Source organism: Roseovarius aquimarinus (genome assembly GCF_043661195.1).
Taxonomy (GTDB): Bacteria; Pseudomonadota; Alphaproteobacteria; order Rhodobacterales; family Rhodobacteraceae; genus Roseovarius; species Roseovarius aquimarinus.
Window position 1 is genome coordinate 101,221 of record NZ_JBIHMM010000001.1, and the last position, 26,016, is coordinate 127,236.

A 26,016-nucleotide genomic window follows, 5' to 3' on the forward strand; every position below is an offset into this window, starting at 1 on the left:
TTGCATTGCCTTTATTTATTTGCACGATGTTTGACCCGCATGCAATCGTCTCGTCAGACCAGACCGCCGGGGCGGGCTCGGCGGATGACGCGCCACGCTTCCCCATCGGCCTGCGCCTGCAAAAAACGATAGGGAGACGTTTCAAATGACCATCACCACCATGATTCGACGCACATTCCTCGCCGGCACGGCCCTGACGGCCGCGGCGCTCATCGCCGGCCCCGCCGCCGCCGACGAGTTGGAAGGCATCAAGGAGCGCGGCGTTCTGAAGATCGCCATGTCGGGCCAGTATCCGCCCTTCAACTTCGTCAACGAGCAGAACGACGTCGTCGGTTTCGATCCGGCCATCGGCACCGAGATCGCCAAGCGCATGGGCCTCGAGACCGAGATCGTCACCACCGCCTGGGACGGCATCATCGGCGGTCTTCTGGCCAACAAATACGACGCGGTCGTTGGCTCCATGTCGATCACCGAGGAGCGTGACAAGGTGATCGACTTCGTCGGCCCCTATTACACCACGAAGCGCTCCATCTTCACCAAGGCAGGCTCGGACCTGACCACGATCGAAGGGCTCGACGATGCGGTCGTCGGCGTCACGCTGGGCGAGACGCACGAGGAATGGGCGCGCGAGCAGGGCTACAACGTCAAGACCTACAAGGGTCTGCCCGAGCTGCTGCTGGAGCTGAACAACGGCCGTGTCGATGCGATCGTGAACGATTCGATCCCCGTCATGCTGGCGATCAAGGACGGCCAGTACGACCTCGCCGTGATCGAAGACCCGAGCGCCGAGCCGATCGGTGCGGGCATCGCCATCCGCGAGAACAATCCCGAGCTGGCCGCCGCCATGCAGGAGGCGCTCGACGCCATGATGGAAGACGGCACCTATCTCGAGATCGCGAACGAGTGGGTCGGCGGCGACATCCGCTGATCCGATGCGATGCGCGGGCTCGCCGGGAGACCGGCGGGCCCTCTTCATTCCTGCGGGCAAGAGCATGACCACGACATACGGACATCTGACCTGGGAAGAGGTGCGCGATGCGGACAAGGACCGCGTCGTGATCCTTTCCGTCTCGGCCACCGAGGATCATGGCCCGCACATGCCGCTCGACACCGACACGGTGCTGGGCATGGCCGTGGCCGAAGGAGTGGCCAAGGCGGCGCCGGGCGAGGTCTTCGTCATGCCGCCCATTCCCTACGGCTTTAACGAGCATCACAAGGATTTTCCGGGCGTCATCTGGATCCAGCCCGAGACGCTGATCGCCTTCGTCACGGATGTCACCAAGTCGCTCGCGCATCACGGCTTTCGCCGCATTCTGCTGCTCAACTCGCACGGCTCGAACCACCCGGTTCTGGACCTTGCCGCCCGCAAGACGGTGATCGAGACCGGCATCATCTGCGTTTCGGCCTCCTACTGGAACCTGATGAGCGACCGCATCAACGAGATCCGCGCGTCCGAGCTGGGCGGCATCGCGCATGCGGGCGAATTCGAGGCCGCGATGTACATGCATCTTCATCCCGAGCGGGTCGACCTGAGCAAGGCCGCGACGCAGAACCTGCATGATCCCAAGTCGAAATTCTTCAATCTCGATCTGGCGGGCAGGGGCGGCGGCGCGATGCTGATGCGCTGGTGGTCCGAAGTCTCGCCCGACGGCACCATGGGCGATCCTACCGTCGCCACGCCCGAGAACGGCAGGAAATTCCTCGAGGCCGCCATCGAGGAGACGACCGCCCTCATCCGCGAAATCCGCGCGCTGCCGATCCTGCCGCGCAAGGACCATCACTAGCGCCCCTGGCGCCGCAACCGGGAGACCACCCTTTTGGACACGGAACTGATCCTGCGGGTTTACCCCTTCTTCCTGCAAGCCGCGTGGGTCACCGTGCAGCTTTCGGTGCTGACCTGCGCGCTGGGCCTTGCCTGCGGCGCCGTGGGCGCGGCGATGCGCCTGTCGCGGCTGGCGCCGCTGCGCTGGATCGCGGCCACCTATGTGAGCCTCTTTCGCGGCACGCCCGCGCTCATCCAGGTCTTCATCCTCTATTTCGGCGGCCCGCAGATCGGCATCAATCTCGACGCTTTCGCGGCGGGCACCATCGCGCTCGGCGTCAATATCGGTGCCTACATGACCGAAACGATCCGCGGCGCCATCATTTCGGTCGATCGCGGCCAGACCGAAGCATCGCGCACGCTGGGCATGAGCCGCGCGCAGACGATGCGCAAGGTGATCCTGCCGCAGGCCGCGCGCATGATGATCCGCCCGCTCGGCGTCAACATCAACGCGCTCATCAAGGGCACGGCCCTCGTCGCGCCCATTTCCGTGATCGAGCTGACCTATACCGCACAGCGCTTCATCGGCTCGACCTACAAGCCCTTCGAGATGTTCTTCCTCGCGGGGCTTCTCTACATGGCGATCATCTATGTCGTCGGCCACGCGATCAAATGGCTCGACCGTCGGGCGCAGATCACATGATCGGCGCCGCGATGGACCAAGCAGGAGGCCGGCATGGGTCTTGATTTCACAGTCGTCCCCGGCTACGTGCCCGTCCTCTTGCTGGGCATGGCATGGACCGTGGCCATCACCATCGGCGCGGGGCTGCTCAGCTTTTTCGGCGGCATCGTCTTCGCCGTGATCGCCCTTTACGGCCATTGGATCATCCGGCTGCCCTTTCGCCTATTCGCGTGGCTTTTCATGGGCACGCCGCTGCTCTTGCAGCTTTTCCTCATCTATTTCGGCCTGATCGAGATCGGGATAGACCTGCCGGCCTTCGTCGCCGGGGTGATCGGCCTCGGCCTGCATTTCGCGGTCTATAATTCCGAGCTCATCCAGGCGTCGATCCTCGCGGTCGACAAGGGGCAGTATGAGGGCGCGCGCACGCTCGGCCTCTCGCGCGGGCAGACGCTGCGCCGCGTCGTCATCCCGCAGGCGGTGCGCGCCGTGATCCCGCCGATGGGCAACAACATGATCGCGCTTCTCAAGGATTCCGCGCTCGTGTCGGTGATCGGCGTGATGGAGCTGACGCTCGCCGCGCAGCAGGCGATCAGCCGCACCTATCGCCCGTTCGAATTCTATCTCGCCGCAGCCGCCTGCTATTACATCGTCAACCTGTGCCTCGAGGCCGGATTGCGCCGCCTCGAGCGCCGCATCGCCGCCACGCGCTGAGCAGGAGGAGCCATTCATGACCGACACGCCCTTCATCGAAATTCGCCACGCGGCCAAGAGCTTCGGCGCGCTCGAAGTGCTTAAGGACATCAACCTGACCGTCGAGCGCGGGCAGATCGTGGCCATCATCGGACCTTCGGGCTCGGGCAAGTCCACGCTTTTGCGCGCGATCAACGAGCTCGATCCGCTCACCTCGGGCGAGGTCTGGCTCGAGGGTGTGCAGATCAACAAGAAGCTGCCGCACCGCCAGTACGAGAAGCACGTCAATCAGGTGCGGCAGGACATCGGCATGGTGTTCCAGCACTTCAATCTCTTCCCGCATCTCAATGTGCGCGACAACATCACGCTCGCGCCGAAGATGCTGAAGGGCCTCTCGACCGAGGAGGCCGACAAGCTGGCCGAGGAGCAGCTGGCGCATGTGGGCCTCTCGGAGAAGATCGACGTCTATCCATCGCGCCTTTCGGGCGGGCAGAAGCAGCGCGTCGCGATCGCTCGCGCGCTGGCGATGAAGCCCAAGGTCATGCTTTTCGACGAGGCGACATCGGCGCTCGACCCCGAACTGGTCGAGGAGGTGAACCAGGTCATGAAGCAGCTCGCCGAGGAGCATATGACCATGATCATCGTGACGCACGAGATGGATTTCGCGGCCAGCGTATGCGACCGCGTGCTCTTCATGGATCAGGGCGTGGTGGTCGAGGAAGGGCCGCCCGAGGTCATCTTCAAGAACCCCCGCGAAGAGCGCACCAAGAACTTCCTGCGCAAACATCTCAGCCGCTAGGGCACGGATATGTCACATCTTTTCTATCAGACCAAATCACCCCGCCCGGTGCTGCACCGCGCCGAGGGCATCTACATGTATGCCGAGGACGGCAAGCGCTACATCGATGGCTCGTCGGGTGCGATGGTGTCGAATATCGGCCATTCCAACCCCGCCGTTCTGGACGCGATGCGCGCGCAGATGGAGAAATCCACCTTCGGCTACCGGCTCCATTTCCAGACCGAAGCCTCCGAAGAGCTGGCCGAGAAGATCGTCGCGCGCGCGCCCGAAGGCCTCGACAAGGTGTTCTTCGTCTCGGGCGGCTCCGAAGCGGTGGAAAGCTGCCTGAAACTCGCGCGGCAATACGTCCTGACGCAGGGGGAGGGCACGCGCTACAAGGTGATCTCGCGCTATCCGAGCTATCATGGCTGCACGCTGGGGGCGCTTGCCATCACGGGCATGTCCACGATGACGGCGCCCTTCGATCCCATGATGGCCCGCATGCCCAAGATCCCCGCGCCGCGCGCCTATCTCGATGGGCTCGATGCGGACGATCCCGCGACCGGGCTGCACTACGCGAACATGCTCGAGCAGAAGATACTGGACGAGGGGCCGGATACCGTCATGGCCTTCATCGTCGAGCCCGTCGGCGGCGCATCGACCGGCGCGCTGGTGCCGCCTGCGGGCTACATGCAGCGCATCCGCGAGATTTGCGATGCTTATGGCGTGCTCCTCATCCATGACGAGGTGATGACCGGCGGCGGGCGCACCGGTACCTTCTTCGGGGCCGAGCATTGGCGCACCGCGCCCGATCTCATCTGCCTCTCGAAGGGCTTCGGCGCGGGCTATGCGCCGCTGGGCGCGATGATCGCACGCGGCGACATGGTCGAGGCGGTGATGGAGGCGGGTGGGTTCGTCCACGGCTTCACCTATGCGGGCAACCCGCTCGCCTGCGCGGCGGGCTCGGCGGTGCTCGACGTGATCGACAAGGGCGGCCTCGTCGCGCATTCCGCCCGCATGGGCGACAAGCTGGCCGAACGGCTACGCGGGCTGATGCAGCGCTATCCGCTCATCGGGGATGTGCGCGGCAAGGGCCTTCTGACCGCGTTCGAGCTGATGGCCGACCGCGCCACTAAGGAGCCGCTGCCGAAGAGCCTCAACGCCCATAGCCGCCTGGTGGACATCGCCTACGACAACGGACTCATCATCTATTCGCGCCGCACGCGGGGCGGCACGTCGGGGGATCATTTCCTCGTCTGCCCGCCCATGATCGTGACCGAGGAGCAGCTTGACGAGATGACCGACATCCTCGACCGCTCGCTCGCGCAGTTCATGGCCGAAATGCCGCGGATGGCCGCCGAGTAGATGTCGAAGATCATCATCACCTGCGCGGTCACCGGCTCCATCCACACGCCCTCGATGTCGCCCCATCTGCCCATCACGGCGGAGGAGATCACCGATCATGCCATCGGCGCGGCAAAGGCGGGCGCGGCGATCCTGCATTTGCATGCCCGCGATCCGAAGGACGGCCGCCCCTCCGCCGATCCGGCGCATTTCCGCGCCTTCCTGCCGCGCATCAAGCAAGGCTGCGACGCGGTGCTGAACCTCACCACCGGCGGCAGCGCGACCATGACGCTCGCGCAGCGCCTCGCCGCGCCGCTCGAGGCCGAGCCGGAGATGTGCAGCCTCAACATGGGCAGCATGAATTTCGCGCTCTACCCGGCGGCCGAGAAAATCACCGAGTGGAAACACGACTGGGAGCGGCCCTTTCTCGAGAATTCGGACGATCTGATCTTCAAGAACACGCCGCGCGACATGGCCCATATCCTGACCGAAATGGGCGAGCGTCGCGGCGCGCGGTTCGAGTTCGAATGCTACGAGGTGGGCCATCTCTACATGCTCAGGCATTTCGTGGACCGGGGGCTGATCGAAGGCCCGCTCTTCATCCAGTTCGTCTTCGGCGTGCTGGGCGGGATCGGACCGGACCCCGAGAACCTGACGCATATGAAGGCGATCGCCGACAAGCTCTTCGGCCAGGATTATACGTTTTCCGTGCTCGCGGCGGGACGCCACCAGATGCCGCTTATCACCATGTCGGCCATCCTCGGCGGGCATGTGCGCGTGGGGCTGGAGGATTCGCTGATGATCGCGCGCGGCACGCTCGCGAGGACGAATGCCGAGCAGGTGACCAAGATCCGCCGCATCGTCGAGGATCTGGGCCGGGAGATCGCGGCGCCCGAGGAGGCGCGGGCGATGCTCGGGCTCAAGGGCGGCGACCGGACCGCGATCTGAGCGCGACCCGGGTCTCCGGCAGCGTCTAGAACGCCTCCCATTCGAGGTTTTTCGCATAGCGCGCGCTGGGCCGGCCATCCGCGTCCAGCACGATGAGGTGCAGCCAGCGGTTGTCGAAAAGCGCGCGCACCCCGTCATGGCGCCTCAGGATATCGGTGATCGCCTCCTGCGGCGCTTCGATGCAGACTGCGAGGCGCAAGGGATCATGCGCGAGGGCCTGCCCGTCATGCACCGATTGCCACGGAAGGCCGCCGCGCAGCATGCCGCCATTGCCCTCTACGACGCCGACGCCGCCGGTCACGTTGTGCAGAAGCTTGTTGCCCGCACCGAAGACATGCGGCGCGGTGACCGAGCCGTAATATTGCAGGCTGATCCAGCTCGCGACGACGACCGGCGCGGTCAGGATCAGCTCGAGCACGCCGAAGCCCTTGTCGGCTTGCCAGTTGTAATCGTGCAGGAACGCGCGGCCCTTCAGATCCTTGCCGCGTGTGCGGGCGCGCGGTGCGGCGATGAAGGCGCTGCACCCGGCCAGCGCCCATTCGGGACGCGTCTCGGACCAGTCGCGCGATCGGGCGGCGACATCGGCCCCCGACTTGGCGCGCGGCAGACGCTGCGCGCGCTCGGTCCGCGCGAGCGTGCCGGCGGTTCTGAGCGCGCTTCGCGCCTTTTTGAGCGCGGTGCGCGGCAGGGGGCTGTCCTGCTCGAAAATGGTCACCTCGTCGGTGGTGGTATCGTGCAGCGCGCCGGCGAAAACAGTGTCGGCGGGCACGTCGATCCCGCGCTCGGCCAGGCCGATGCGCACCTCGGCGGTGTTGAGCAGCCCGGCCAGCAGCCGCGCGTTCACCTCGCCCGAATACCCCCCGCAGGCACCGCATTGCAGCGCGCTGCCATGCGGGTTGTTGACGACGCTCGCGCCGTGGCCCGCGATCAGCACGAGAGGCGCGAAATTGCGGGTCAGCGACATGGCGCCCAGGATCTTCTCGGCCGCGTCCACTTTGCCCTCCAACGTCATGTCGGTGGTCAGGCGCGGCGGCAGGCTGTCGGGGCCGTGCTGTTGATGCAGCCCCAGCGCATCGCGGGCGAGCTTGCCGACATAGATCGGGCCCGTCGCCTCGACGAAGGCGAAGGACGAGACCGCCGCCAGCTTGAACCGGCCCCAAGCCCGCGCGGCGCGGGCGGCAAGGCGCGCCGCCATGTCGGCCTTGGCGTCTTCCGGCCCGCCGGTGCGGCTTGTCACGCCGTTGTTCAGAAGGACGGGCAGCCGCGCTTCGCGCACATCCGACGCGAAGCCGTGATGCGCCGTGGTCAGCCCGAAGAAGCCCGCGAAGCCGAGGGTCTGGATCTCGGGATCGACGCTCTCGAGCGCGCGGCGATAGACCTCCGAGCGCACGTCGATGCAGAAGGCCGCTTGCAGGGCGGGGCGCGTTTCGGCCAGGGCGGTGCCGTCTCCACCCAGGCGGCCGGCAAGCTCGCGCTGCGCGGCGCGCTCGGCCGCTTCCTGAAGCGTGGCGAGGGCGAGCTGCGCGTCGCTGGGCGCGATGGGTTTCGCATGCGCCGCGCGCACATCGGCCCATTTCCCGGCGATGGCGCTTTTGTAGCGCGTCAGAAGCGCCTGTTCCCACATCAGGCGGATGCTGAGCATGTCGGTGGTGATGGGATCGACTTCGCCGCCGAGTTCCGCCTGCCAGAGCCGCTGCCGCGCAAGCTGCGCCCAGCCGCCGAGACCCAGAAGAAGCTGATGAAAATAGGTCTGCGCCGCATCCGCGCCGAGGCCCAGCACGTCCGACGCGAAGGCCAGCGCGCCCCGCGCGCTTTCCGGCGCGCGCGCGATGTCGCCCGCAAAGCCCGAAAGCCCGGCGATTTCCGGCGTCAGATCGCGGCTGGCGAAGATCTGCCAGCTTGCGAAGGCGCCGCGCCCGTCGGTGAGTTGCCAGAGCGCCTGGCCCTGATCGAAATAGCCCGCGGCCCACGCGCCGATGCGCTCCTCGATGAGGGCGGGCCAGTCGGTGCCCGATGCCTCGGCGGCAAGCTCCGCAACGGTCGGCAGGGCGGGCGCGCGCTCTTCCTCGGCCCGCGCGGCGGCCTTCAGCGAAGCGATATCCTTCGGCGCGCCTTCGGGCGCGACGGCGAGCGCGGCGGCGAGATCGCCGTCGGTGATGGTGCCGTCTTCGATCCGCGCGGCATACCATGCGGGCGGCATCGTGGCGCGCGCGCCGGCTGTGCGGCTCATCAGCGCCGAGACTTCGCCCAGCGACTTGCCGGTCTGCCCCAGATAGGGGTTCACCGCGACGGTCGCCGAGAGCGGCCAGAGGGGCGGGATCGCGCGCGCGGCGGTCTCCGAGACGGCGATCAGTTCGAGATGCGGGCCGGAGAAACCGGCGTAGATATCGGCCTTCATGCTTTGGCTCCTTCGCCGGTCGTCGTGGGGGTCATGCTCGTCGAGGGCGTGCCGCGCCAGGCCCAGCCGCGCAGCAGACGGTCTTCGACCGCGTTGATGTAAAGCCCGTTCGAGAGGTGGATGCGCAGACCCTGCGCCGCCGGATGATGCGACCAGAGCGGCAGCGTCGCCTGCGCCAGCGCGACGAGGCCGAAGCTGAGCAGCGCAAGGAGGATCAGCGCCCATTCGAGATCGCCCGGCGGCGGCGTCAGCGGCAGCGTGCCCCAGGTGGCCCATTCGGCCAGCCTTTGCAGCGCGACATAGCTGACGGCCGCGATGCCCGACAAGAGCGCGGTGCGCTGGGTCAAGGCGCGGGGCGCCGCGTCGGCGAGGCCCTGCGCCAGAAGATAGGCGACCCCGAAGATGAGGATCGCGCCCAGCGCCACCGCCTGCGGCGACTTCGCGCCGAAGCCCAGAAGCGCGCCCGAGGCGAGATAGACGCACGCGTAGATCGCGATGGCCAGCGCGAAGGCGCGCCCGACATTGGCGAGGCTCGGCACCGCAACGGGTCCGGGGCGCCGGATCGAGGCCACGAGCGTGACAGCGCCGCCCGATGACAGGAACGCGTGCGCCTTGTAGAGCGAATGCGCCACGATATGCAGCAAGGCCAGCGGGAAGAGCGCGAGGCCGCATTGCAGGATCATGAAGCCCATCTGGCCCACCGTGGACCAGGCGAGCGAGGCCTTGACCGTCGGCTGGGTCAGCATCACCAGCCCGCCGAAGAGGGCCGTGAAGCCGCCGATCAGCACCAGCCCCGCCAGCGTCAGCGGCGAGAGGAGCATCACGTCCGCGAAACGGATCAGAAGGAAGCCGCCCGCATTGACCACGCCCGCATGCAGAAGGGCCGAGACGGGGGTCGGGGCCTCCATCACCTCGGTCAGCCAGCCATGGGTCGGGAATTGCGCCGATTTGAGGATCGCCGCCAGCGCGAGAAAGGCGGCGGCAAGCGCGGCGGGCGTGCCGCCCTCGCCGAGGCGCGCGGCCTCGAGGATTTCGGAGATGCGCGGCGTGCCATAGGCAAAGATCAGCAGGATCGCGGCGATGAGGAGCGCCGCGTCGCCCGTGCGCGCGGTGATGAATTTCTTGCGCGCCGCGCGCTGGGCCGCCACCCGCTCGGGGTAGAAAAGGAGGAGCTTGTGCAGGCACAGGCTGGTGGCGATCCATGCGAGCACGAACTGGACGAGGTTGCCCGATTGCACCAGCACCAGCACCGCCGCGAGCGTGCCGAGCAGCCAGATGGTGAAATGCGTCTGGCGCGCCTCGCCGTCGAGATAGGTGCGCGAGTAGCGCACCACGATCCATCCGATGAAGCTGACGAGGAGCAGCATGGTGATGCTGACCGCATCGAGCCGGGCCGAGACCCCCGCGCCGAAAAGCCCGAAATTCACGCTGTCCCCGGCGCCCTTCGCGATCAGAAGTCCAAGCGAGGCGAGCGCGATGAGAGCGGCGCCGAGCGACGCGCCCTCGGCCAGCCGGGCCGCGCGGGCCGGATCGTCGGCGGGGCCGCGATGCAGATAGATGGCGGCGGCGATCAGGAGAGCGGGGGCGAGAAGGGGCAGGGCATGGATCAGCATGGGTGCTCCGAGTGTTGCGGGCGGGTTTTCCGTTCCGGCCGTGATAGCCGCGCGTTGCCCGCGATAAAAATTCATTGATCGCATCGTTTCGTTCGCCTAAAGCGAACGGTATGCAGGATATCAACTACAACCATCTGCGCTATTTCTGGCAGGTCGCGCATGACGGCAATCTCACGCGCACGGCCCAGCGGCTCAACCTCTCGCAATCGGCGGTCTCGGTGCAGATCCGCAAGCTCGAGGATCGGCTGGGCCATGCGCTCTTCGAGCGGCGGGGCCGCCAGCTCGTTCTGACCGAGGCGGGGCGCATCGCGCTCGATCATGCCGATACGATCTTCGGCGCGGGGCAGGATCTCATGGCCGTGCTGGCGCGGACCGGCACGCCCCGGCAGGTGCTTCGGGTGGGCGCGCTCGCGACGCTCTCGCGCAACTTCCAGATCGAGTTTCTGCGCCCTCTATTGGGCCAGCCCGATATCGAACTGGTGCTGCGCTCGGGCACGCTGTCGGAACTCATGTCGGGTCTCGAGACGCTGGGGCTCGACGTCGTGCTGACGAGCCGCGTGCCCGCGCCCGACGCGATGAGCCGCTTCATCGTCCACGCGCTCTCCGACCAGCCGGTGAGCGTGGTCGGCACGCCCGCGCGCGTCGCGGGCGCGGCGGATCTGCGCGATCTCCTAGCGGCGCATCCCGTCATCGTGCCCACGGTCGAGACACCGCTCCGCGCGGGGTTCGACATGCTCTGCGCGCGGCTCGGCGTCGAGCCGGTGCTGGCCGCCGAGGTGGACGACATCGCCATGATGCGCCTTCTGGCGCGCGAGGATATCGGCCTCGCCGTGCTGCCGCCCATCGCGGTCAAGAACGAGCTGGCCTCGGGCATGCTGACCGAGGCCGCGCATGACATCGGCCTGTCGGAGACGTTCCACGCGGTCACGATCCGGCGGCAATTTCCCAATCCGCTTCTCGCGCGGCTTCTGGCCTCGGAGGTCTGAGCGGGCGGCAGGGGCGCGGCGATGTCGTTTCCTGCGCGGAGTGTTTCGCAATCATCCCCATGGCCGGGCGGGATGCGGGCGATCATCGAGGGATCCAAGGAGACAGCCCGATGAACGTCCAGACCCCAAAGATCCGCACCCGCGCAGGCGGCCGGTCGGCCCGGCGCACCCTGCGCAGCATCCGCGACATCGCGATGCTGCCCGGCCTCGCCAACACGCTGCCGCTCTGCGAGGTGATGGACGGCGCGCAGGTCGAGCGAATCGACGCCGCGTCGATGGACATTCTCGAAGAGATCGGCGTCGTCTTCCGCGACGAGATCGCCCTCGAGGATTGGCGCCGCGCGGGCGCGAAGGTGGTGGGCGAGCGGGTCCATCTCGATCGCGGCCTCGTGCACGAGCTGATCGCGACCATCCCCGCCGAATTCACATATCATGCGCGCAATCCGGCCAATAATGTAAGCCTCGGCGGGCGCCATGCGGTCTTCGTGCCGATGACCGGCGCGCCCTATCTGCGCGACCTCGATGACGTGCGGCGCAACCCGACGCTGGACGATCTGGCGATGTTCCACAAGCTGAGCCACATGTCGCCCGCGCTTCATTCCACCGCGCATCATATCGTCGAGCCCTACGACCACCCGATCAGCCAGCGCCATCTGCGCATCACCTATTCCTCGATGAAGCATTCGGACAAGATGTTCATGGGCATGACCACCTCGCCGAAGAACGCCGAGGACGTGATGGAGATGTGCGCGCTTCTCTTCGGCGAGGAGTTCATCGACAGCCACCCCGTGACCACCGGCAATTGCAACGGCAACTCGCCGCTGGTCTGGGACGAGACTATGCTGGGGGCGATGCGCGCCTTCTGCCGCCGCAACCAGCCGGTGCTCTGCTCGCCCTTCGTGCTGGGCGGGGCGAACACGCCCGCCTCGGTGCCGGCGACGGTCGCGCAGCTCAATGCCGAGGCGCTGAGCGCGCTGGCCTACACGCAGGTCGTCCGGCGCGGCTGCCCGGCGATCTACGGCCATTACCTCTCGACGGTCAGCATGAAATCCGGCGCGCCGATGGCGGGCACACCGGAGATTTCGCTGATGAATTTCATGATCGGACAGATGGCGCGTTTCTACGGCGTGCCGTGGCGCACCTCGAACACGCTCGGCGGGGCCAAGACCTTCGATGCGCAGGCAGGCTACGAGAGCGCGACGACGCTGAGCGCCGTCATGCATGCGGGGGCCAATTACATCTGGCATTCGGCGGGCTGGAACGAGGCGGGCATGCATTGCTCGGTCGCGAAATTCGTCGTGGATGCCGAGCAATGCGCGATGGCCTATCGCATGGCCGAGGGGCCGAAATGGGGGGATTTCGACACCGCCCTTGCGGCGGTGCGCGATGTGGGGCCGGGCGGGCATTACCTCGGCCATCCGCACACGCAGGAGAATTTCCAGACCGCCTATTTCATGCCGGAGCTTTTCGACAACAACTCGATCGAGCAATGGCAGGCCGACGGCGCCAAGGAGATCACCCGGCGCGCGCTCGAGCAGGCGCGCGCCATGCTGGCCGAGTATCAGGAGCCGAAGCTGGACGCCGCGCGCAACGAGGCGCTGCTCGACTACATCGCGCGGCGCGAGCGCGAGATTCCCGCCGCCGACGCGCTCAATCAGGAGTACTGAAGCGCGGCGCGTCCGCTCATTCGTCGCGGGCGCGCCATTCCTTCAGGCGGATGACGGCATTGGCGCCGATCTCGCGGAAGGGCTGCGGTGGCAGGCGCCTCGGGCGCGGCTCGGCGGTGAAATGCGCGGTGAGGGCGCTTTGCACGCCCGCCGCTATTTCGGCGGCGGCCATCCCCGTGAGCGTGCCGCGCGCGGTGCCGAGACCGTTCTGAACGCAGGCCGACCAGACCCCCTCGTCGATCTGCCGTGTCACCGACACACCCCCGAGGCTGAGGCACAGATGCCCGGCCCATGCGTGCTCCATCCGCATCCCGACAAGCTGCGGGAAACGCACGTCGAACTTGCGCCGCATCGTGCGCTCCGCGCGCGCGAGGTCAGAGGCGCGCGCGCTCATGCCGGGGCGCAGTGTGGCGCAGGTGCGCACGATCAGGCGATTGCCGCCCTGCGCGGCGTCGATGCGGCGCACGGTCGTGCCCATCGGATCGGAGGGCGTGATACCCCAGCGCGGCGCGCCGCCGAGACGGGCGAGGGTCTCCGCGTCCAGCTCGGGCGTTATCACCGCGTAGAGGAATAGCTGCATGAGCCGCCCGCGCTCGATCCCGAAGCTTTCGAGATGGCCATTGACGGCTAGGATCACGCGCGGCGCAGTGACGCTGCCTTGGGCCGTGGCGATCCGCCAATCCGGCCCTTGCCGGGCAAAGCCGCGCACCGCGCTTCGCTCGTGGATAAGGGCGCCCGCCTTGGCCAAACCTTTCGCCAGACCGCGGATATAGCCCGCGGGTTGCAGCATCACGGTGCCGGGCGAATAGAGACCCGAGCGGTAATGCGCCGAGCCGGTCAGATCCCGCATTGCCTGCGCGTCCAGCATCTCGCACGGCTCGCCCAGCGCGGCGAGGTGGCGCGCATAGCTTGCATTATGCGCTTCGGCCCCGTCGCTCGCGGCGCCGTTGATCTTGCCCGCGCGGTCGAAATAGGCGGGGGCGATGCCGTAGTCCCGTGCCGCCGCTCCGGCGAATTCGATGGCCTGACGGTTGCGCGCGATCACCGCCCTGTCGTCGCCCGCGCCCGAGTAATCATCGGATTGAAGATCATGCGGCAGGTCGATCATGAAGCCCGAGTTGCGGCCCGCCGCGCCCTCGGCGATGCGGCCCGCCTCGAGCAGGACCACCCGCGCGCCCGGCTCGATCTGGATCAGACGCCGCGCCGCCGACAGCCCCGCGAAGCCGCCGCCGATGATCGCGATATCGGCCGTGCCGTCGCCTTCGAGCGAGGGATAGGCGTCGCCGGGGCCGAGTATTTCGGCCCAGGCCGCAGGCCCGAGATGGTGCGGCAGGCGCCGCGCGCGATAGGCGTTCAATCGACGGCCTCGTCCGCGTCATCGGCCAGATCCAGCCAGATCGTCTTGAACTGGATATACTGGTCATGCGCGTGGATCGAATTGTCGCGCCCGCCGAAGCCCGATTGCTTGTAGCCGCCGAAGGGCGTCGAGATGTCACCTTCGCCGAAGCTGTTGACGGTCACGGTGCCCGCGCGCAGCATCCGCGCCCCGCGCAGCGCCCGCTTGGCATTGGCGGTGAAGAGCGACGCGGCGAGGCCGTAATCGGTGTCGTTGGCCACCGCGATCGCCTCGTCGAAGCCGGAGACGGTGATGACCGACAGGACCGGGCCGAAGATCTCTTCGCGGGCGAGGGCGGCGTCATTGCCCGGCACCTCGACCACCGTCGCCTCGACAAAGCCGTTCTCGGCCTTGCCGCCGAAGATCACGCTTTCGGCCTGCTCCAGATAGCTGCAGACCTTCTTGAAATGCGCCGGGGAGACCAGCGCGCCCAGCCGCGTTTCGGGATCGAGCGGATCGCCCACGGGCCATTCGCGGGCATGCGCCTCGATCCGCTCCAGCAGCGCCGCCTTCACGTCCCGATGCACGATCAGCCGCGACGTGGCCGAGCAATTCTCGCCCATGTTCCAGAAGGCGCCCTGCACGATATGGGCGGCCACGCGGTCGAGGTTTTCGGCGTCGTCCATCACGATGGCGGGGTTCTTGCCGCCCATCTCGAGCACGACTTCCTTGGCGTTCGATTCTCCAGAGTAGCCGAGGAATTTCTTGCCCGTGACTGTCGAGCCGGTGAAGGACACCATGTCGATATCCATGTGCCGCCCGATGGGCTCGCCCACCTCGGCGCCGCCGCCCGGCAGCACGTTCAGAACGCCGCGCGGCAGGCCCGCTTCGCCGGCCAGTTCGGCAAGGCGCAGCGCCGTGAGCGATGTCTCCTCGGCCGGTTTCAGGACGACCGAGCAGCCCGCGGCGAGCGCCGGGGCAATCTTCCAGGCCATCATCAGCAGCGGAAAATTCCACGGCAGAACGAGGCCGACGACGCCGATGGGCTCGCGCACCACGAGGGCGATGTGATCGTCCGAAGCGGGCGCGACCTGATCGTAGATCTTGTCGATCAGCTCGGCATGCCACTTGATGCAATTGATGCTCTCGGGCAGATCCACCGTCTCGCAATCGTAGATCGTCTTGCCCGAGTCCACGCTTTCCATCACCGCCAGCTCGCGCGCATTGCGCGTCATCAGCTTGGCGAGGCGGATCAGCACGTCCTTGCGCGCCGAGGGGTGCAGGCGCGACCAGCGGCCATCATCGAACGCCTCGCGCGCCTTGGCGACGGCGAAATCGACATCCTCGGCGCCGCAGGCGGCCACGTCGCAGAGCTTGGCGCCGGTGGCCGGGTTCGTCGTCGCAAAGGTCTTGCCCGAGATGGCCGCGCGGTAGCCGCCGTCGATATAGGCGCCGTTCGGGTAGTCCAGACCCGCCGCGATGGCGGTGTATTCGTCCTTGGTCAGCAAGCTCATTTCGCCCCCTCCGCGCGGATTTCCGCGATCGTTGTCCTCAGCACGCGCACCACCTGTTCCAGCGCGCGCTTGTCGTCCTTGTTCAGCGGCTTGAGCGGCGGGCGCACGACCTGGCAGTCGATCCCGTTCATCGTCACGCCGTGCTTGATCGTCTGGATGAATTTGCCGCCCTGCTCGAGCACCCGCATCAGCGGCAGCATCGCCGACATGATGCGCCGCCCCTTGGCGAAATCGCCTTCGAGCACGCAGGCCTCGTAAAGCGCGACATGCTCGGCCGGCAGGAAGTTCGAGCCGCCGCAGACCCAGAAGGGCGACCCCCACGCGAAGAATTCGAGCGCCTGATCGTCCATCCCGCAACCCATCTGGATATGCGGGTAGTCCCGTGCCAGAAGATGCACGCGGTTGATGTCGCCCGAGCTTTCCTTGATCCCGCAGAAATTGCGGCTGCGCCCCACGCGGTCCAGAAATTCCTCGCCCATCATCGTGCCGGTGCGGTGCGGGTAGTTGTAGAGCATGATCGGCAGGTTCGCCGCGCGGTCGATGGCCAGCGCGTTCAGCGCGTTCTCGCGGTCGGTCGGCACGGAATATGCGGGCGAGGCGAGAAGGATCGCGTCGGCCCCCATCTCGCGCGCGGCGCGGGCGAGGGCGAGCGAATCGGGCGTCATCATCGCGCCCGTTCCGACCACCACGGGCACGCGGCCCGCCGCGCGCTCGACGGTGAAGCGCGCGGCCTCGATCCGTTCGGACACCGTCTGCGCGTAATTCTCGCCGGTCGAGCCGCCCGAGATGAGGCCGTGCACGCCTTGCGCGATCAGCCAGTCGATCACATCGCCGAGCGCATCCCAGCGGATGCCGAAATCCTCGGCCATCGGGGTCACGACGGGCGTGTAGATCCCCTCGAATTTGAAGATCGGGGTCATTCTGTCCTCATCCGGTTGTCGTTTGCGGTGCCGTGCCCAGCGGCAGATCGAGCGCGTCGGGCATCACGAATATCTCGATCTGCCCGCGCGAGAGGCTCCAATGCTCTTCGGCGAGCTGGCCCGCGCGGGCCTCGTCACGCGCCGCGATGGCGGCGATGATCGCATCGTGCTGTGCGCTCGCGGTGCTCAGGTTCTCGGCCATCCCATTGCTCTGCGGGCGATAGAAGGTCGTCCCGATGCGGGCATGGTCGATCAGAAGGCGCTGGAAGGAGGGCAGCAGGTAGATGTTGCCGGCCATCTCGCCCGTGATCTCGTGAAAGCGGTTGTTGGCCAGGGCGCGGTCGACGGCCGTGCCGTGGCGGAGCGCGGCGCGAAACGTCTCTTGCGCCGATGTCAGCGCCTCGATCTGCGCGGCGCTGGCATTCCGGGCGGCGAGGCGGAGCACGGCGCCGTAGATCATCGGGGCCGCGACGAAGAAATCGCGCATCGTGGCGAAGGACATGTCCGCGACCCGCGCCGCGCGCCCCTCGCGCATCGTCACATAGCCTTCGCCGGCGAGTTGGCGGAGGATCTCGCGCATCGGGGTGCGCGAGATCGAGAATTCCGCCGCCAGCGCCGCCTCGTCGATATCCGAGCCGGGCGCCATGCGCGTTGCGAGGATCTCGGTGCGCAGATGCTCGGTCAGGTCCGATTTGGTCACTCGGGCATCGGGTTTCATGGGAATCTATCGCGTCTCAAACTAAATTACATCTTGCGTATAACATTTGTATAAAGTTATGCCAGAGCAAATTTCCGGTGCCGCCGCGCGGGGCTTGCGGCAAGCTGCGCAAAAGCGCCCGCATCGGGCAGGGGAGCATCGCGATGAGCGCGCAGCATTTCGTTTTTTTGCTGGTCAAAAACCACACGCATCTGACTCTCGCCTGCGCGACCGAGCCATTGCGCATCGCCAACATGATATCCGGGCAAGAGCTCTACCGCTGGTCCTACGCCTCCGAGGATGGGGTGTCGGCCACCGCGTCGAACGGCTCCGTCACGCTGGTGCAGCACGGCTTCGGCGCGCTGCCGCCTTGCGAGCGTCTCTTCGTCATTCCGGGCCTCGGCATGACCGATTTCATCACCGCGCCGCTTCTGGCCTGCCTGCGCCGCGCCAAGGCGGGCGGCGTCGCGGTGGGTGCGCTCTGCTCGGGCGCGTGGATCCTCGCCGAGGCGGGGTTTCTGGACGGCATGAAAGCCGCGATCCATTGGGAATATCACGACGCCTTCGCCGAGCGGTTTCCCGATGTCGCGCTGGTGCGCAGCGTCTTCGTCGCGGACGAGCGGCACATCACGGCCTCGGGCGGGACGGCGACGGCGGATCTCATGCTGCACCTGATCGAGCAGGATCACGGCTATGATCTGTCGATCGCGGTCTCGGACATGATGGTCTATGCCGGCGCGCGCGAGGCGACGGGCGAACAGCGCATCTCGCTCCAGTCGCGCCACGGGATGCGCAACCCGCATGTCGCCCGCGCCATCGCCATCATGCGCGGCGCGCTCGAGGAGCCCGTCCCGCCGGGGAGCATCGCCGAGGATCTGGGCATTTCCGTGCGCCAGCTCGAAAGGCTTTTCGGGCGGTATTTCAACACCAGCCCCAGCCGCTATTACATGGAGCTGCGCCTCGACCGGGCGCGCAACCTGCTTTTGCAGACGGAAATGTCCGTCTCCGAGATCGCCGTCGCCTGCGGCTTCCAGAGCCTCGGCCATTTCGCGCGGCTCTATCGCAAGCATTTCGGTGGCCCGCCCAGCAGCCAGCGCGGCCGCATCGCCTGACGGGCGCGAAAGGGCCGCTCGAATTTCGCTTGAGAGTTGCGTTTTTCGTGTTATCCCAAGGCATTGGCCGCGTCCTCTTTGCCTCGCGGCCTCTCGAATCGCATTTCTCTCAAGTCTCGTTTTCAATCCGCGCCGGCAGCCGGCGCGCCTTTACCGGAGTGCCGCGAGCATGCGCACCAGTCTGACCCATCCTCTCCAGATCGCCGAGTTGCGGCCCTTCAAGGGGTCCGGCGCCATCGGCATCACCTTCTGCCCCGGCAAGGTGCAGCCCGGCGCGATGTCGGGCAGTTGGAGCCGCGATCTCGGCATCGATCTCGACGCGGTGGCCGAGTGGGGCGCTGCGGCGGTCGTCACACTCGTCGAAGAGCACGAGCTGAACGCCCTCAAGGTCGCGGGCATGGGCGCTGCGGTGCGCGCGCGGCACATGGACTGGCATCACCTGCCGATCCGCGACGTCTCGACCCCCGACGCCGCTTTCGAGGCCGCGTGGGAGCGCGTGGGCGAGGGGCTGCGCGCGCGGCTGCGGGCGGGTTTCGGTGTTCTGGTGCATTGCAAGGGCGGGCTCGGCCGCGCAGGCACCATCGCCGCGCGCCTGATGGTCGAGCTGGGCACCCCCGCCGCCGAGGCGGTGGCCGAGGTGCGCCGCGTGCGCCCCGGCGCCATCGAGACCTCGGCGCAGCTCGACTACGTGATGCGGCTCAAGGCCGTTCCCGAGGCCGCGCCCGACACGGCGGGCGCCGCCATCGCGGCGCGGGCGCGCGGGGCGCTTCTCGGCCTCGCGGTGGGCGACGCGGTCGGCACGACGCTCGAATTCAAGGCGCGCGACAGCTATGCGCCGCTCACCGACATGATCGGCGGCGGCCCTTTCGGGCTGAAGCCGGGCGAGTGGACCGACGACACGGCGATGGCGCTCGCGCTCGCCGACAGCCTCGCCGAGCATCCAAATCTCGACGAGGCCGACCTCATGCGCCGCTTCACCGACTGGCACGAGAAAGGCACCTATTCCTGCACGGGGCGGTGCTTCGATATCGGGATCACGACGCGGCAGGCGCTCTCGCGCTGGAGCAGGACGGGCGATCCCATCGCCGGCTCGCGCGATCCGCAGACCGCCGGCAACGGCAGCCTCATGCGCCTCGCGCCGGTGGCGATCCGCCATTTCGGCGACCGTGCCCGCCTGCGCGACGTCGCCGCGCGCCAGAGCCGCACGACCCATGCCGCGCCCGAGGCGGTCGATGCCTGCATCGCCTATGCCGAGGTGCTGGCCGACGCGATCGAGGGCGCGCGCAGGAGCGACGTGTTGCGCGCACGGCAGGACGGCTGGGCCGGGGCCATCGCGCCCATCATGGCGGGCGAGTGGCGCGGCAAGCTGCGGCGCGATATCCGCGCCTCGGGCTATGTCGCGCATGCGCTCGAGGCCTCGCTCTGGAGCGTGGCGCGCAGCGAGGGGTTCCGCGATGCGGTGCTCCTCGCCGCCAATCTCGGCGAGGATGCCGACACGACCGGCGCGATCACCGGCCAGCTTGCCGGCGCGCTCGGCTCCGACACGGCGCTGCCCGAGGCGTGGCTGGCGAAACTGGCCTGGGGACCGCGCATCCGCGGGATGGCGGACGCGCTTCTGGCGGGCTGAGGCGCGCCTTTTGCGCAAGGATGCGGCACCGCCCGCACGGGCGGGCCGCACCGGGCATGAAAAGGCTGGAAGAGACTCCCCAAGCCTGCGCATAAGCTGCACAGTAACGGGCAACCCGTGCAGGCAGGAGTAAAGTGCCGATGACATCCGCCGAGACCGAGGGCGCGCGGCCAAGCTGGTCGTTCCATCCCGACCGCGACACCATCGTCGCAGAGCCGCATGCGCGCCCTTCCATCCCGGTGGGGCCGCGGGACACGCTGCTGCATCTCGGCCTCGTCTGCACCGATGCGGCCCATGCGCGGCTCTTCGACATTCTCGGGATCGACCCGACGGTGCGCAACACGCGCCACTGGATGAAACAATCGGGCGGGTTCCGCCTCAAGCTCGAGCAGCATACCGAATTCATGTCGATCACGCTGCTCGCGCCGGATGCAGGCGCGATGGACGCGGCGTCCGGCCTTCTGGCAAAGATCGCCGGAACCGAAGGGCTCGATGCGATCGTGCTCACGCGGGTGCGGATGAGCCGGCTCGGCGAGGCGGCAGGCCCGGGCGATCTGCCGACCGGACGGGTCGTCGGCGGCATCATGCGCGGCGGCATGGAAGTGCGCACGAGTTTCGTGCCAGACGAGGACGGCTTCATAACCTATTTCGTGCGCATGCCCGAGGGCACGCCCGAAGAGACGGGCCGCCGTGTGCAGCGGCTCGTGGAGATGGAGACCTATCGGCTTTTCTGCCTTCTGGGATTGCCTCTGGCACGGCGCACGGGCGAGAGCCTCGCCAGCGACGAGGCCCGCCTGATCGAGATCGTGAGTTCGATGGGCTCAGACAGTCTCGACGACGACGGCACCCTTTTCGAAGGCCTGTCGAGCCTCTTGCAGACCAGCAACGCGCTGCGCGCCTCGACGCGGTTCCGCTTTTCGGCGAGCCTCGCCTATTTCACGTTGGTGCAGCAGCGGCTGACCTCGCTGGAAGAGACCGAACTCGAGGATTTCCAGACCATCAGCGGCTTCGTGCGCTCCCGGCTCGATCCGAGCATGGCGACGATCGAAAGCACCGCCGCGCGCCAGAAAGTGCTGATCGACGATCTGTCGCAGGCCCTGTCGCTGCTGCGCACGCGGATCGATCTGGCACTCAACCGCGACAACCAGTCCGTGCTGAAATCGCTCGACGACCGCAACCGAAAGCAGGTCATGATCGCCCAGACGGTCGAAGGTCTCTCGGCGGTGGCGATCACCTATTATGCCGTCGGGCTGCTCTCGTACATCCTCAAGGCCGCGGCGCCCCTCGCTCCGGTCGCGCTGCCGCATTCCACGCTGGTCGCCATCTCGGTGCCGTTCGTTCTGGCGGGCGTCTGGATCGCGCTCCACCGCCTGCGCGGCCGATGGCAGGAGAAGTGAGCGCGCGGCTTGGGCTCAATCCGTTGGCGCAATCCGCGCCCTCGATGCTGACCGCCTTCGGCATATTAATTGTTATGCCAATGGGCTGAGAGTGGCTGCGCAAGAAGCGACCAACTCACTGCGGGGCGGCGCAGTCGGGACCACCCTCGATCCCTTCCAGAAAACCGAAAATCAGACGCGCGACCGCTTCGGGGTCTTCCTCGTGCATGAGGTGACCGAGGCTCGGCAGGGATTCGAGCCGGGCGTTCGGAAGTTTCTCGGCCGCGCGGCGCGAGACGGCGGGCGGCACGGCGCTGTCCGCGTCGCCCGTCATTAGAAAGACAGGCGCGGACATCTCGCCGAGGCGGGGCAGGAGGCCGTCCAGCGACCATTGCGACATCATCGCGAGCGTGCCGTCCACATGCGCGCGGTCCGCAACGAGCCTTCGGTAGAGCGCGAGGCCTTCGGGGTCGAGCTGGGAGCCTGTGCCGGCGATCAGCCGCGCCACGTTCGACTGCGAGGAGGCCGCGGCCGAGAAGAGATCGGCGGTGAAGGGCGTGGCGGCCAGAAGCTTGGCCAGTTTCGGAAAGAGCCACCCGGCGACGCCCTCGAAATTCGACAGCGCCGCGTTGAGCGTGACGATGCGCGGCGCCGGATCGCCGAGCCGAAGGCCGAGGTTCAGCGCGATCGCGGCGCCCGCCGAATGGCCGATCACGGCGGCGGGATGCCAGCCTTCGGCGGCGGCGAGCGCGGCGAGATCGGCGGTCATGCTCTCCAGCCCGCTGCGCCCGCGTGCGCCGGGTTGGGTGAAGCCGTGGCCCGGAAGATCGACCGCGACGACGTGAAACCGCTCGGACAGGAGGGGAAAGAGGCCTCTCCAGCTATGCGTCGCGCCGCCCGCGCCATGTATCAGCAACAGAGTCGGCCCGCGCCCCGCTTCCTGCACATGCCAGCGATGGGGGCGGTGCAGGACGCGCCGCGAATGCTCGGTCAGGGGCCAGTCCGCCGCATCCTCGGGCCAGCGCATGCTCAGCCGTCCAAGGCGGAGCTGACGGCGGCCGAGACCTTGCGCGCATCGGCGCGGGGCAGGGCGATGTATCGCCCGTTCATTGCGGCGGCGAGCGCCTCGAGCGTGGGCTCGGGCCGGGCGCCCATGTCGATGACGATGGCGCCCGTGGCGCTGGCGCGCAGCGCAGCGGCCATCTCGGCGGCGTCATGCGCGGCGCGGGCGCGGTCGGGCGCGCCGTCGAGCGCGATATTCGCGCGCCCGTCGGTCAGAAGCGCGAGGGTCGGTGTCATGCCGCGCTGGCGCGCGCTGCGGGCGAGCTCCAGCGCGGCGCGCAGCCCGAGGGCCAGCGGTGTGGCGCCGCCGCCCGGCAAGGATGCAAGCTGGCGCTTGGTGCGCAGGAGCGAGCGTGTGGGCGGCAGCAGGAGTTCGGCCTCCTGCCCGCGAAACCCGATCAGCGCCACGTGATCGCGCCGCGCATAGGCCGCGCCCAGCATCAACTCGACCGCGCCCTTGGCCTCGGCGAGCCGCGTCATCGCCGCCGAACCCGAGGCATCGACGGCGAAGATCAGCAGCCGGTCGGATCTCTGCTCGTAGCGGCGCAGGTGAATGTCGGCGGCGCGGATCTCGATCCCGGCACGCTCCGGGCGGCTCTCGCGGCGGATTTTCTGCCAGGGCGCGGCGGCGCGGAGCGTCGCGACGAGATCGAGCCGCGCCGCGCCGCCGAGGCGTCCGCGCCGGGACGGGATCGGGCGCCCGCGCCGGTTGCCCTTGCGCGCATCGCCCGTTCCCGCGCCTGCCGCTCTGCGCGCCTTGCCCGCGGCGATACGCGCGAGGATATCTTCGGGCAGAAGGGCGCGCACCGCCTCGATCAGCATGTCCTCCGGCAGAGCGTCCTCGGGCACGCCGTCGCGCCCCTCGTTCTCGGGCGGCTCGGGCGGGGTGTCCGCCTGCTGCGTCTCTTCTTCGGGCGGGGCGGGCACGCGCGTGGCGCGCGGGATCAGCACGAGCGCGGCGGCGGCTTCGATATCCTCGGCACCTAGGTGATCGCGCCCCTCGAGCGCCGCATGGGCGCATGCCGCGCGCATCGCAAGGCACGCGGCGCGCGGGCTGCTCACGCCGAGCGCTTCGGCCAGCATCGCGATCTGCTCGATCCCGGCTTCGGTGATGCGCGGCACCCCGCGGGGCGCGCGCAGCCGGGGCAGCGCGCCGATATCGGCCAAGGCGAGATCACCGAGGTCGAGATGAAAGGCGAGCCGATCCGCCAGCGCGGGCGGGGCCGCTTCGTCCGCGTCCGCGCCTTCGTCCAGCGCGATGAGCGGATGAGCGCGGCTTGCGTCCATGACCCCGGCGAGGCGCGCGGCGAGCTGCGGCGATGCGCGCTCGGCCATGGGCAGGATGAGCGGGCCGTCGTGATCCGCGAGCCCCGCATGCGCGGTCGGCCGCCCCGAGCCGAGCGTCGCCTCGAGATCGAGCCCGCCGAAAAGCGCGTCGTCGCCCATCGCGGGATGAAGCCGCGCGGCGGGGCGCGGATAGGCGGTGAGGGCCTTTAGGAAAGCGTCGCGCGCAGGCCCGGCGCGGGCGCGCAGAAGGATCCCACCAAGCCCGCCGGGATCGAGCGCGATGAGGCGCAGCGCGGTCATCGCGCGGATCCAGCCGGGATGCGGCGCAGGGTCCATCAGGCCAGGACGCTGTCGATGACGCGGCGCACCCGCGCGCCCGAGCCGGCATCGTCCAGCGGATCGCGGCGCAGCCGGTGGCGCAGGGCGAGGGGCGCTGCGGCGCGGATATGGGTGCGCGTGATCGCGGTGTCGTCGCGCCACGCGGCATGGGCGCGCGCGGCCTTGAGGAGCGCCAATTCGCCCCGCACCCCGTCCGAGCCGAGCGCCATGCACAGCTCGGCCACGTCGCTCAGCGCGGCCTCGTCGGGGCGCAGCGTCTTGAGTGCGGCGCGCGCGCGCAGGATCTGATCGCGGATCGTCGCATCCTCGGCCTGCCAGCGCAGCATGAAGGCGGCGGTGTCGTTCTCGAAAGCCTCGCGGCGGCGCAGCACCTCGACGCGCTGCGCGATGTCGGCGGGCGAGGCGACATCGACCGAGAGGCCGAACCGGTCGAGCAGTTGCGGGCGCAATTCGCCTTCCTCGGGATTCCCCGAGCCGACGAGCACGAAGCGCGCGGCATGGCGGATCGAAAGCCCCTCGCGCTCGACCACGTTCTCGCCGGATTGCGCGACGTCCAAAAGCAGATCGACGATGTGATCCTCCAGCAGATTCACCTCGTCGATATAGAGATAGCCGCGATTCGCGCGCGCCAGGAGACCCGGCTGAAACGCCTTTTGTCCATCGACCAAAGCGCGTTCGATATCGAGCGCGCCGGTCACGCGGTCCTCGCTCGCGCCGAGCGGCAGATCGACGACCGGCGTCGGGATGCTGTGGGTGCGCTTCGAGGTGACGCCCGCCCATTCCGGACAATCGGCGGGCCGCGCCGAATTGACGGGGCAACCCTCGACCGCCGTGATCTCGGGCAGAAGAGCCGCGAGCGCGCGCACGGCGGTGGATTTGCCCGTGCCGCGATCGCCGAACACGAGGACGCCGCCGATGGAAGGATCGACCGCAGTGAGGATCATGGCCAGTTTCATCTCGTCCTGACCGACGATGGCGGAGAAGGGGAAGGGCTGTCTCATGCGGCGTCCTTTGCGGTGAGAGGGGAGGCGCCGTTCCAGGTGCCGGTCTCGGAATGCACGGTGAAGCGTGCGTAAAGCTCTTCGCTGAACCAGTCGCCGGCGCGCACGGCGCGGATCGCCTCGGCATGGGGGCCGGTGCGTGCGAAGGCGCTCATGGTGCCGGCGTCGGGCCAGATCGAGAAGGTGACCTGGTGAAGCCACGGCACCTCGCCGATGCCGATCTTGAACATGACGTTCGCCTCGTCGCCGATCACGGCCGAGATGTCTGGCACGCGCCGCCAGAAGCGCGCGAGGACCGAGGGGCGGATGCTGGCGCGGGTGAGCGCGGCGAGGCGGCCGGGCACGGGCGCCTCTTCGGCGGTGAAGGGCGCCGTGCCGGACCATGCGCCGCGCACGGAGGTGGGCGTGAGGAAGACGGTCCAGCTCTCGGCGGCGCGCGCCCGGTAGCGCGCGAAGACCCCCGGTCCGGCGAGCGCGGCGCGCGCCGTCTCGGCATCGGGCCATGTGGCGAGGATCGCATAGACCGAAAGGTTGGGCCGGGGCGTGAAGCCCACGCCGGTGCCCGAGCCGCACAGCTTCCAGAAGCCGATTCCGGGCACCCGCGCGATGGCGCGCCGCGCCAGCCCCATCATCGCGAAGGCCCAAAGCTGCGCGCGGGCCCCTTCGAAGCGGTAGAAACCGAGTGTCACGATCTGCCCCATCAGGCACGTCCCCTTGTGGCGTCAGATAATTCTGACACATTCGGGTGTTCAGCGATAGTCCGCAATTTCTCATCAACGGAAATAGGGGAAATGCAAGGTATCGCCAGCGGCGCCCACGCAGAACGATTGTCAACTCACGTTTACACATGTAGGCTGAGCGGGAAACGACGCGGAGC

The 26,016-nt window shown here is 68.0% G+C and carries 22 protein-coding genes; 12 read left to right on the forward strand and 10 right to left on the reverse strand.

Annotation, left to right across the window (positions count from 1 at the left end; translation table 11 throughout):
* Positions 1 to 145 precede the first annotated feature (145 nt).
* The 7 genes from ACGRVM_RS00515 (at position 146) to ACGRVM_RS00545 (ending at position 6,204) form a co-directional block, all read left to right on the forward strand.
* On the forward strand, positions 146 to 928 hold the full coding sequence (locus ACGRVM_RS00515) for a transporter substrate-binding domain-containing protein (protein WP_377169776.1): 783 nt from the start codon (positions 146 to 148) through the stop codon (positions 926 to 928).
* A gap of 64 nt (positions 929 to 992) precedes the next feature.
* Complete coding sequence (locus ACGRVM_RS00520) at positions 993 to 1,784, forward strand: creatininase family protein (protein ID WP_377169774.1); 792 nt, start codon at positions 993 to 995, stop codon at positions 1,782 to 1,784.
* A 33-nt stretch (positions 1,785 to 1,817) separates the two neighbouring features.
* Complete coding sequence (locus tag ACGRVM_RS00525; protein ID WP_377169772.1) at positions 1,818 to 2,465, forward strand: amino acid ABC transporter permease; 648 nt, start codon at positions 1,818 to 1,820, stop codon at positions 2,463 to 2,465.
* 33 nt (positions 2,466 to 2,498) lie between these two features.
* Positions 2,499 to 3,155: an amino acid ABC transporter permease gene (locus ACGRVM_RS00530; protein WP_377169770.1), complete on the forward strand. Its 657-nt coding sequence runs from the start codon at positions 2,499 to 2,501 to the stop codon at positions 3,153 to 3,155.
* 16 nt (positions 3,156 to 3,171) lie between these two features.
* Complete coding sequence (locus tag ACGRVM_RS00535) at positions 3,172 to 3,933, forward strand: amino acid ABC transporter ATP-binding protein (RefSeq protein WP_377169768.1); 762 nt, start codon at positions 3,172 to 3,174, stop codon at positions 3,931 to 3,933.
* 9 nt (positions 3,934 to 3,942) lie between these two features.
* Positions 3,943 to 5,277, forward strand: a complete 1,335-nt coding sequence (locus tag ACGRVM_RS00540; RefSeq protein WP_377169766.1) for an aminotransferase family protein — start codon at positions 3,943 to 3,945, stop codon at positions 5,275 to 5,277.
* On the forward strand, positions 5,278 to 6,204 hold the full coding sequence (locus ACGRVM_RS00545; RefSeq protein ID WP_377169764.1) for a BKACE family enzyme: 927 nt from the start codon (positions 5,278 to 5,280) through the stop codon (positions 6,202 to 6,204).
* A gap of 25 nt (positions 6,205 to 6,229) precedes the next feature.
* On the opposite strand, the gene ACGRVM_RS00550 is transcribed toward ACGRVM_RS00545, so the two are convergent.
* Together ACGRVM_RS00550 and ACGRVM_RS00555 are read right to left on the reverse strand one after the other, a co-directional pair.
* Positions 6,230 to 8,602, reverse strand: coding sequence for a YbcC family protein (locus tag ACGRVM_RS00550; RefSeq protein WP_377169761.1), 2,373 nt, complete (start codon positions 8,600 to 8,602; stop codon positions 6,230 to 6,232).
* Positions 8,599 to 10,215: a proton-conducting transporter transmembrane domain-containing protein gene (locus tag ACGRVM_RS00555; RefSeq protein WP_377169759.1), complete on the reverse strand. Its 1,617-nt coding sequence runs from the start codon at positions 10,213 to 10,215 to the stop codon at positions 8,599 to 8,601. The genes ACGRVM_RS00550 and ACGRVM_RS00555 overlap by 4 nt, the downstream gene beginning before the upstream one ends.
* A 110-nt stretch (positions 10,216 to 10,325) precedes the next feature.
* Here ACGRVM_RS00555 and ACGRVM_RS00560 point away from each other — a divergent pair, with 110 nt between their 5' ends.
* Complete coding sequence (locus ACGRVM_RS00560; RefSeq protein ID WP_377169757.1) at positions 10,326 to 11,201, forward strand: LysR family transcriptional regulator; 876 nt, start codon at positions 10,326 to 10,328, stop codon at positions 11,199 to 11,201.
* A gap of 110 nt (positions 11,202 to 11,311) precedes the next feature.
* The gene (locus ACGRVM_RS00565) at positions 11,312 to 12,868 is read left to right on the forward strand and encodes a trimethylamine methyltransferase family protein (RefSeq protein WP_377169755.1); all 1,557 of its coding nucleotides are present in this window, start codon (positions 11,312 to 11,314) and stop codon (positions 12,866 to 12,868) included.
* A gap of 16 nt (positions 12,869 to 12,884) precedes the next feature.
* On the opposite strand, the gene ACGRVM_RS00570 is transcribed toward ACGRVM_RS00565, so the two are convergent.
* Genes ACGRVM_RS00570 through ACGRVM_RS00585 form a run of 4 tightly spaced genes read right to left on the reverse strand, consistent with a single transcriptional unit; the run spans position 12,885 to position 17,356 of the window.
* The gene (locus ACGRVM_RS00570) at positions 12,885 to 14,225 is read right to left on the reverse strand and encodes an NAD(P)/FAD-dependent oxidoreductase (protein WP_377169753.1); all 1,341 of its coding nucleotides are present in this window, start codon (positions 14,223 to 14,225) and stop codon (positions 12,885 to 12,887) included.
* On the reverse strand, positions 14,222 to 15,718 hold the full coding sequence (locus tag ACGRVM_RS00575; RefSeq protein ID WP_377169751.1) for an aldehyde dehydrogenase: 1,497 nt from the start codon (positions 15,716 to 15,718) through the stop codon (positions 14,222 to 14,224). The genes ACGRVM_RS00570 and ACGRVM_RS00575 overlap by 4 nt, the downstream gene beginning before the upstream one ends.
* A complete protein-coding gene (locus ACGRVM_RS00580; protein ID WP_377169749.1) occupies positions 15,715 to 16,638 on the reverse strand; it encodes a dihydrodipicolinate synthase family protein in 924 nt (307 codons plus the stop codon). Before ACGRVM_RS00580 ends, ACGRVM_RS00575 begins: the two co-directional genes overlap by 4 nt.
* 7 nt (positions 16,639 to 16,645) lie before the next feature.
* Complete coding sequence (locus ACGRVM_RS00585; protein ID WP_377169747.1) at positions 16,646 to 17,356, reverse strand: GntR family transcriptional regulator; 711 nt, start codon at positions 17,354 to 17,356, stop codon at positions 16,646 to 16,648.
* A 143-nt stretch (positions 17,357 to 17,499) separates the two neighbouring features.
* On the opposite strand from ACGRVM_RS00585, the gene ACGRVM_RS00590 reads away from it, so the two are divergent.
* The 3 genes from ACGRVM_RS00590 to ACGRVM_RS00600 all read left to right on the forward strand — a co-directional run bounded on the left by ACGRVM_RS00590 (position 17,500) and on the right by ACGRVM_RS00600 (position 21,471).
* Positions 17,500 to 18,447 (forward strand): GlxA family transcriptional regulator, encoded by a 948-nt coding sequence (locus ACGRVM_RS00590; protein ID WP_377169745.1) that lies wholly within the window; start codon positions 17,500 to 17,502, stop codon positions 18,445 to 18,447.
* A gap of 169 nt (positions 18,448 to 18,616) precedes the next feature.
* Complete coding sequence (locus ACGRVM_RS00595) at positions 18,617 to 20,074, forward strand: ADP-ribosylglycohydrolase family protein (RefSeq protein WP_377169743.1); 1,458 nt, start codon at positions 18,617 to 18,619, stop codon at positions 20,072 to 20,074.
* Positions 20,075 to 20,214: 140 nt separating this feature from the next.
* Entirely contained in the window at positions 20,215 to 21,471 is a 1,257-nt protein-coding gene (locus ACGRVM_RS00600; RefSeq protein WP_377169740.1) for a DUF3422 domain-containing protein, read from the forward strand.
* Between the two features lie 115 nt (positions 21,472 to 21,586).
* Here the strand turns inward: ACGRVM_RS00600 and bchO are convergent, their stop codons facing one another.
* The 4 genes from bchO to crtA are packed head-to-tail and all read right to left on the reverse strand — an operon-like array spanning position 21,587 to position 25,840.
* Positions 21,587 to 22,477 carry an alpha/beta fold hydrolase BchO gene (gene bchO / locus ACGRVM_RS00605; RefSeq protein ID WP_377169738.1) on the reverse strand — a complete coding sequence of 297 codons (891 nt, stop codon included), beginning with the start codon at positions 22,475 to 22,477 and terminating at the stop codon, positions 21,587 to 21,589.
* A gap of 2 nt (positions 22,478 to 22,479) precedes the next feature.
* Positions 22,480 to 24,135: a magnesium chelatase subunit D gene (locus ACGRVM_RS00610; protein WP_377169736.1), complete on the reverse strand. Its 1,656-nt coding sequence runs from the start codon at positions 24,133 to 24,135 to the stop codon at positions 22,480 to 22,482.
* The gene (gene bchI, locus ACGRVM_RS00615) at positions 24,135 to 25,139 is read right to left on the reverse strand and encodes a magnesium chelatase ATPase subunit I (RefSeq protein WP_377169735.1); all 1,005 of its coding nucleotides are present in this window, start codon (positions 25,137 to 25,139) and stop codon (positions 24,135 to 24,137) included. Before bchI ends, ACGRVM_RS00610 begins: the two co-directional genes overlap by 1 nt.
* The gene (crtA, locus tag ACGRVM_RS00620; protein WP_377169733.1) at positions 25,136 to 25,840 is read right to left on the reverse strand and encodes a spheroidene monooxygenase; all 705 of its coding nucleotides are present in this window, start codon (positions 25,838 to 25,840) and stop codon (positions 25,136 to 25,138) included. Before crtA ends, bchI begins: the two co-directional genes overlap by 4 nt.
* Between the last annotated feature and the right edge of the window lie 176 nt (positions 25,841 to 26,016).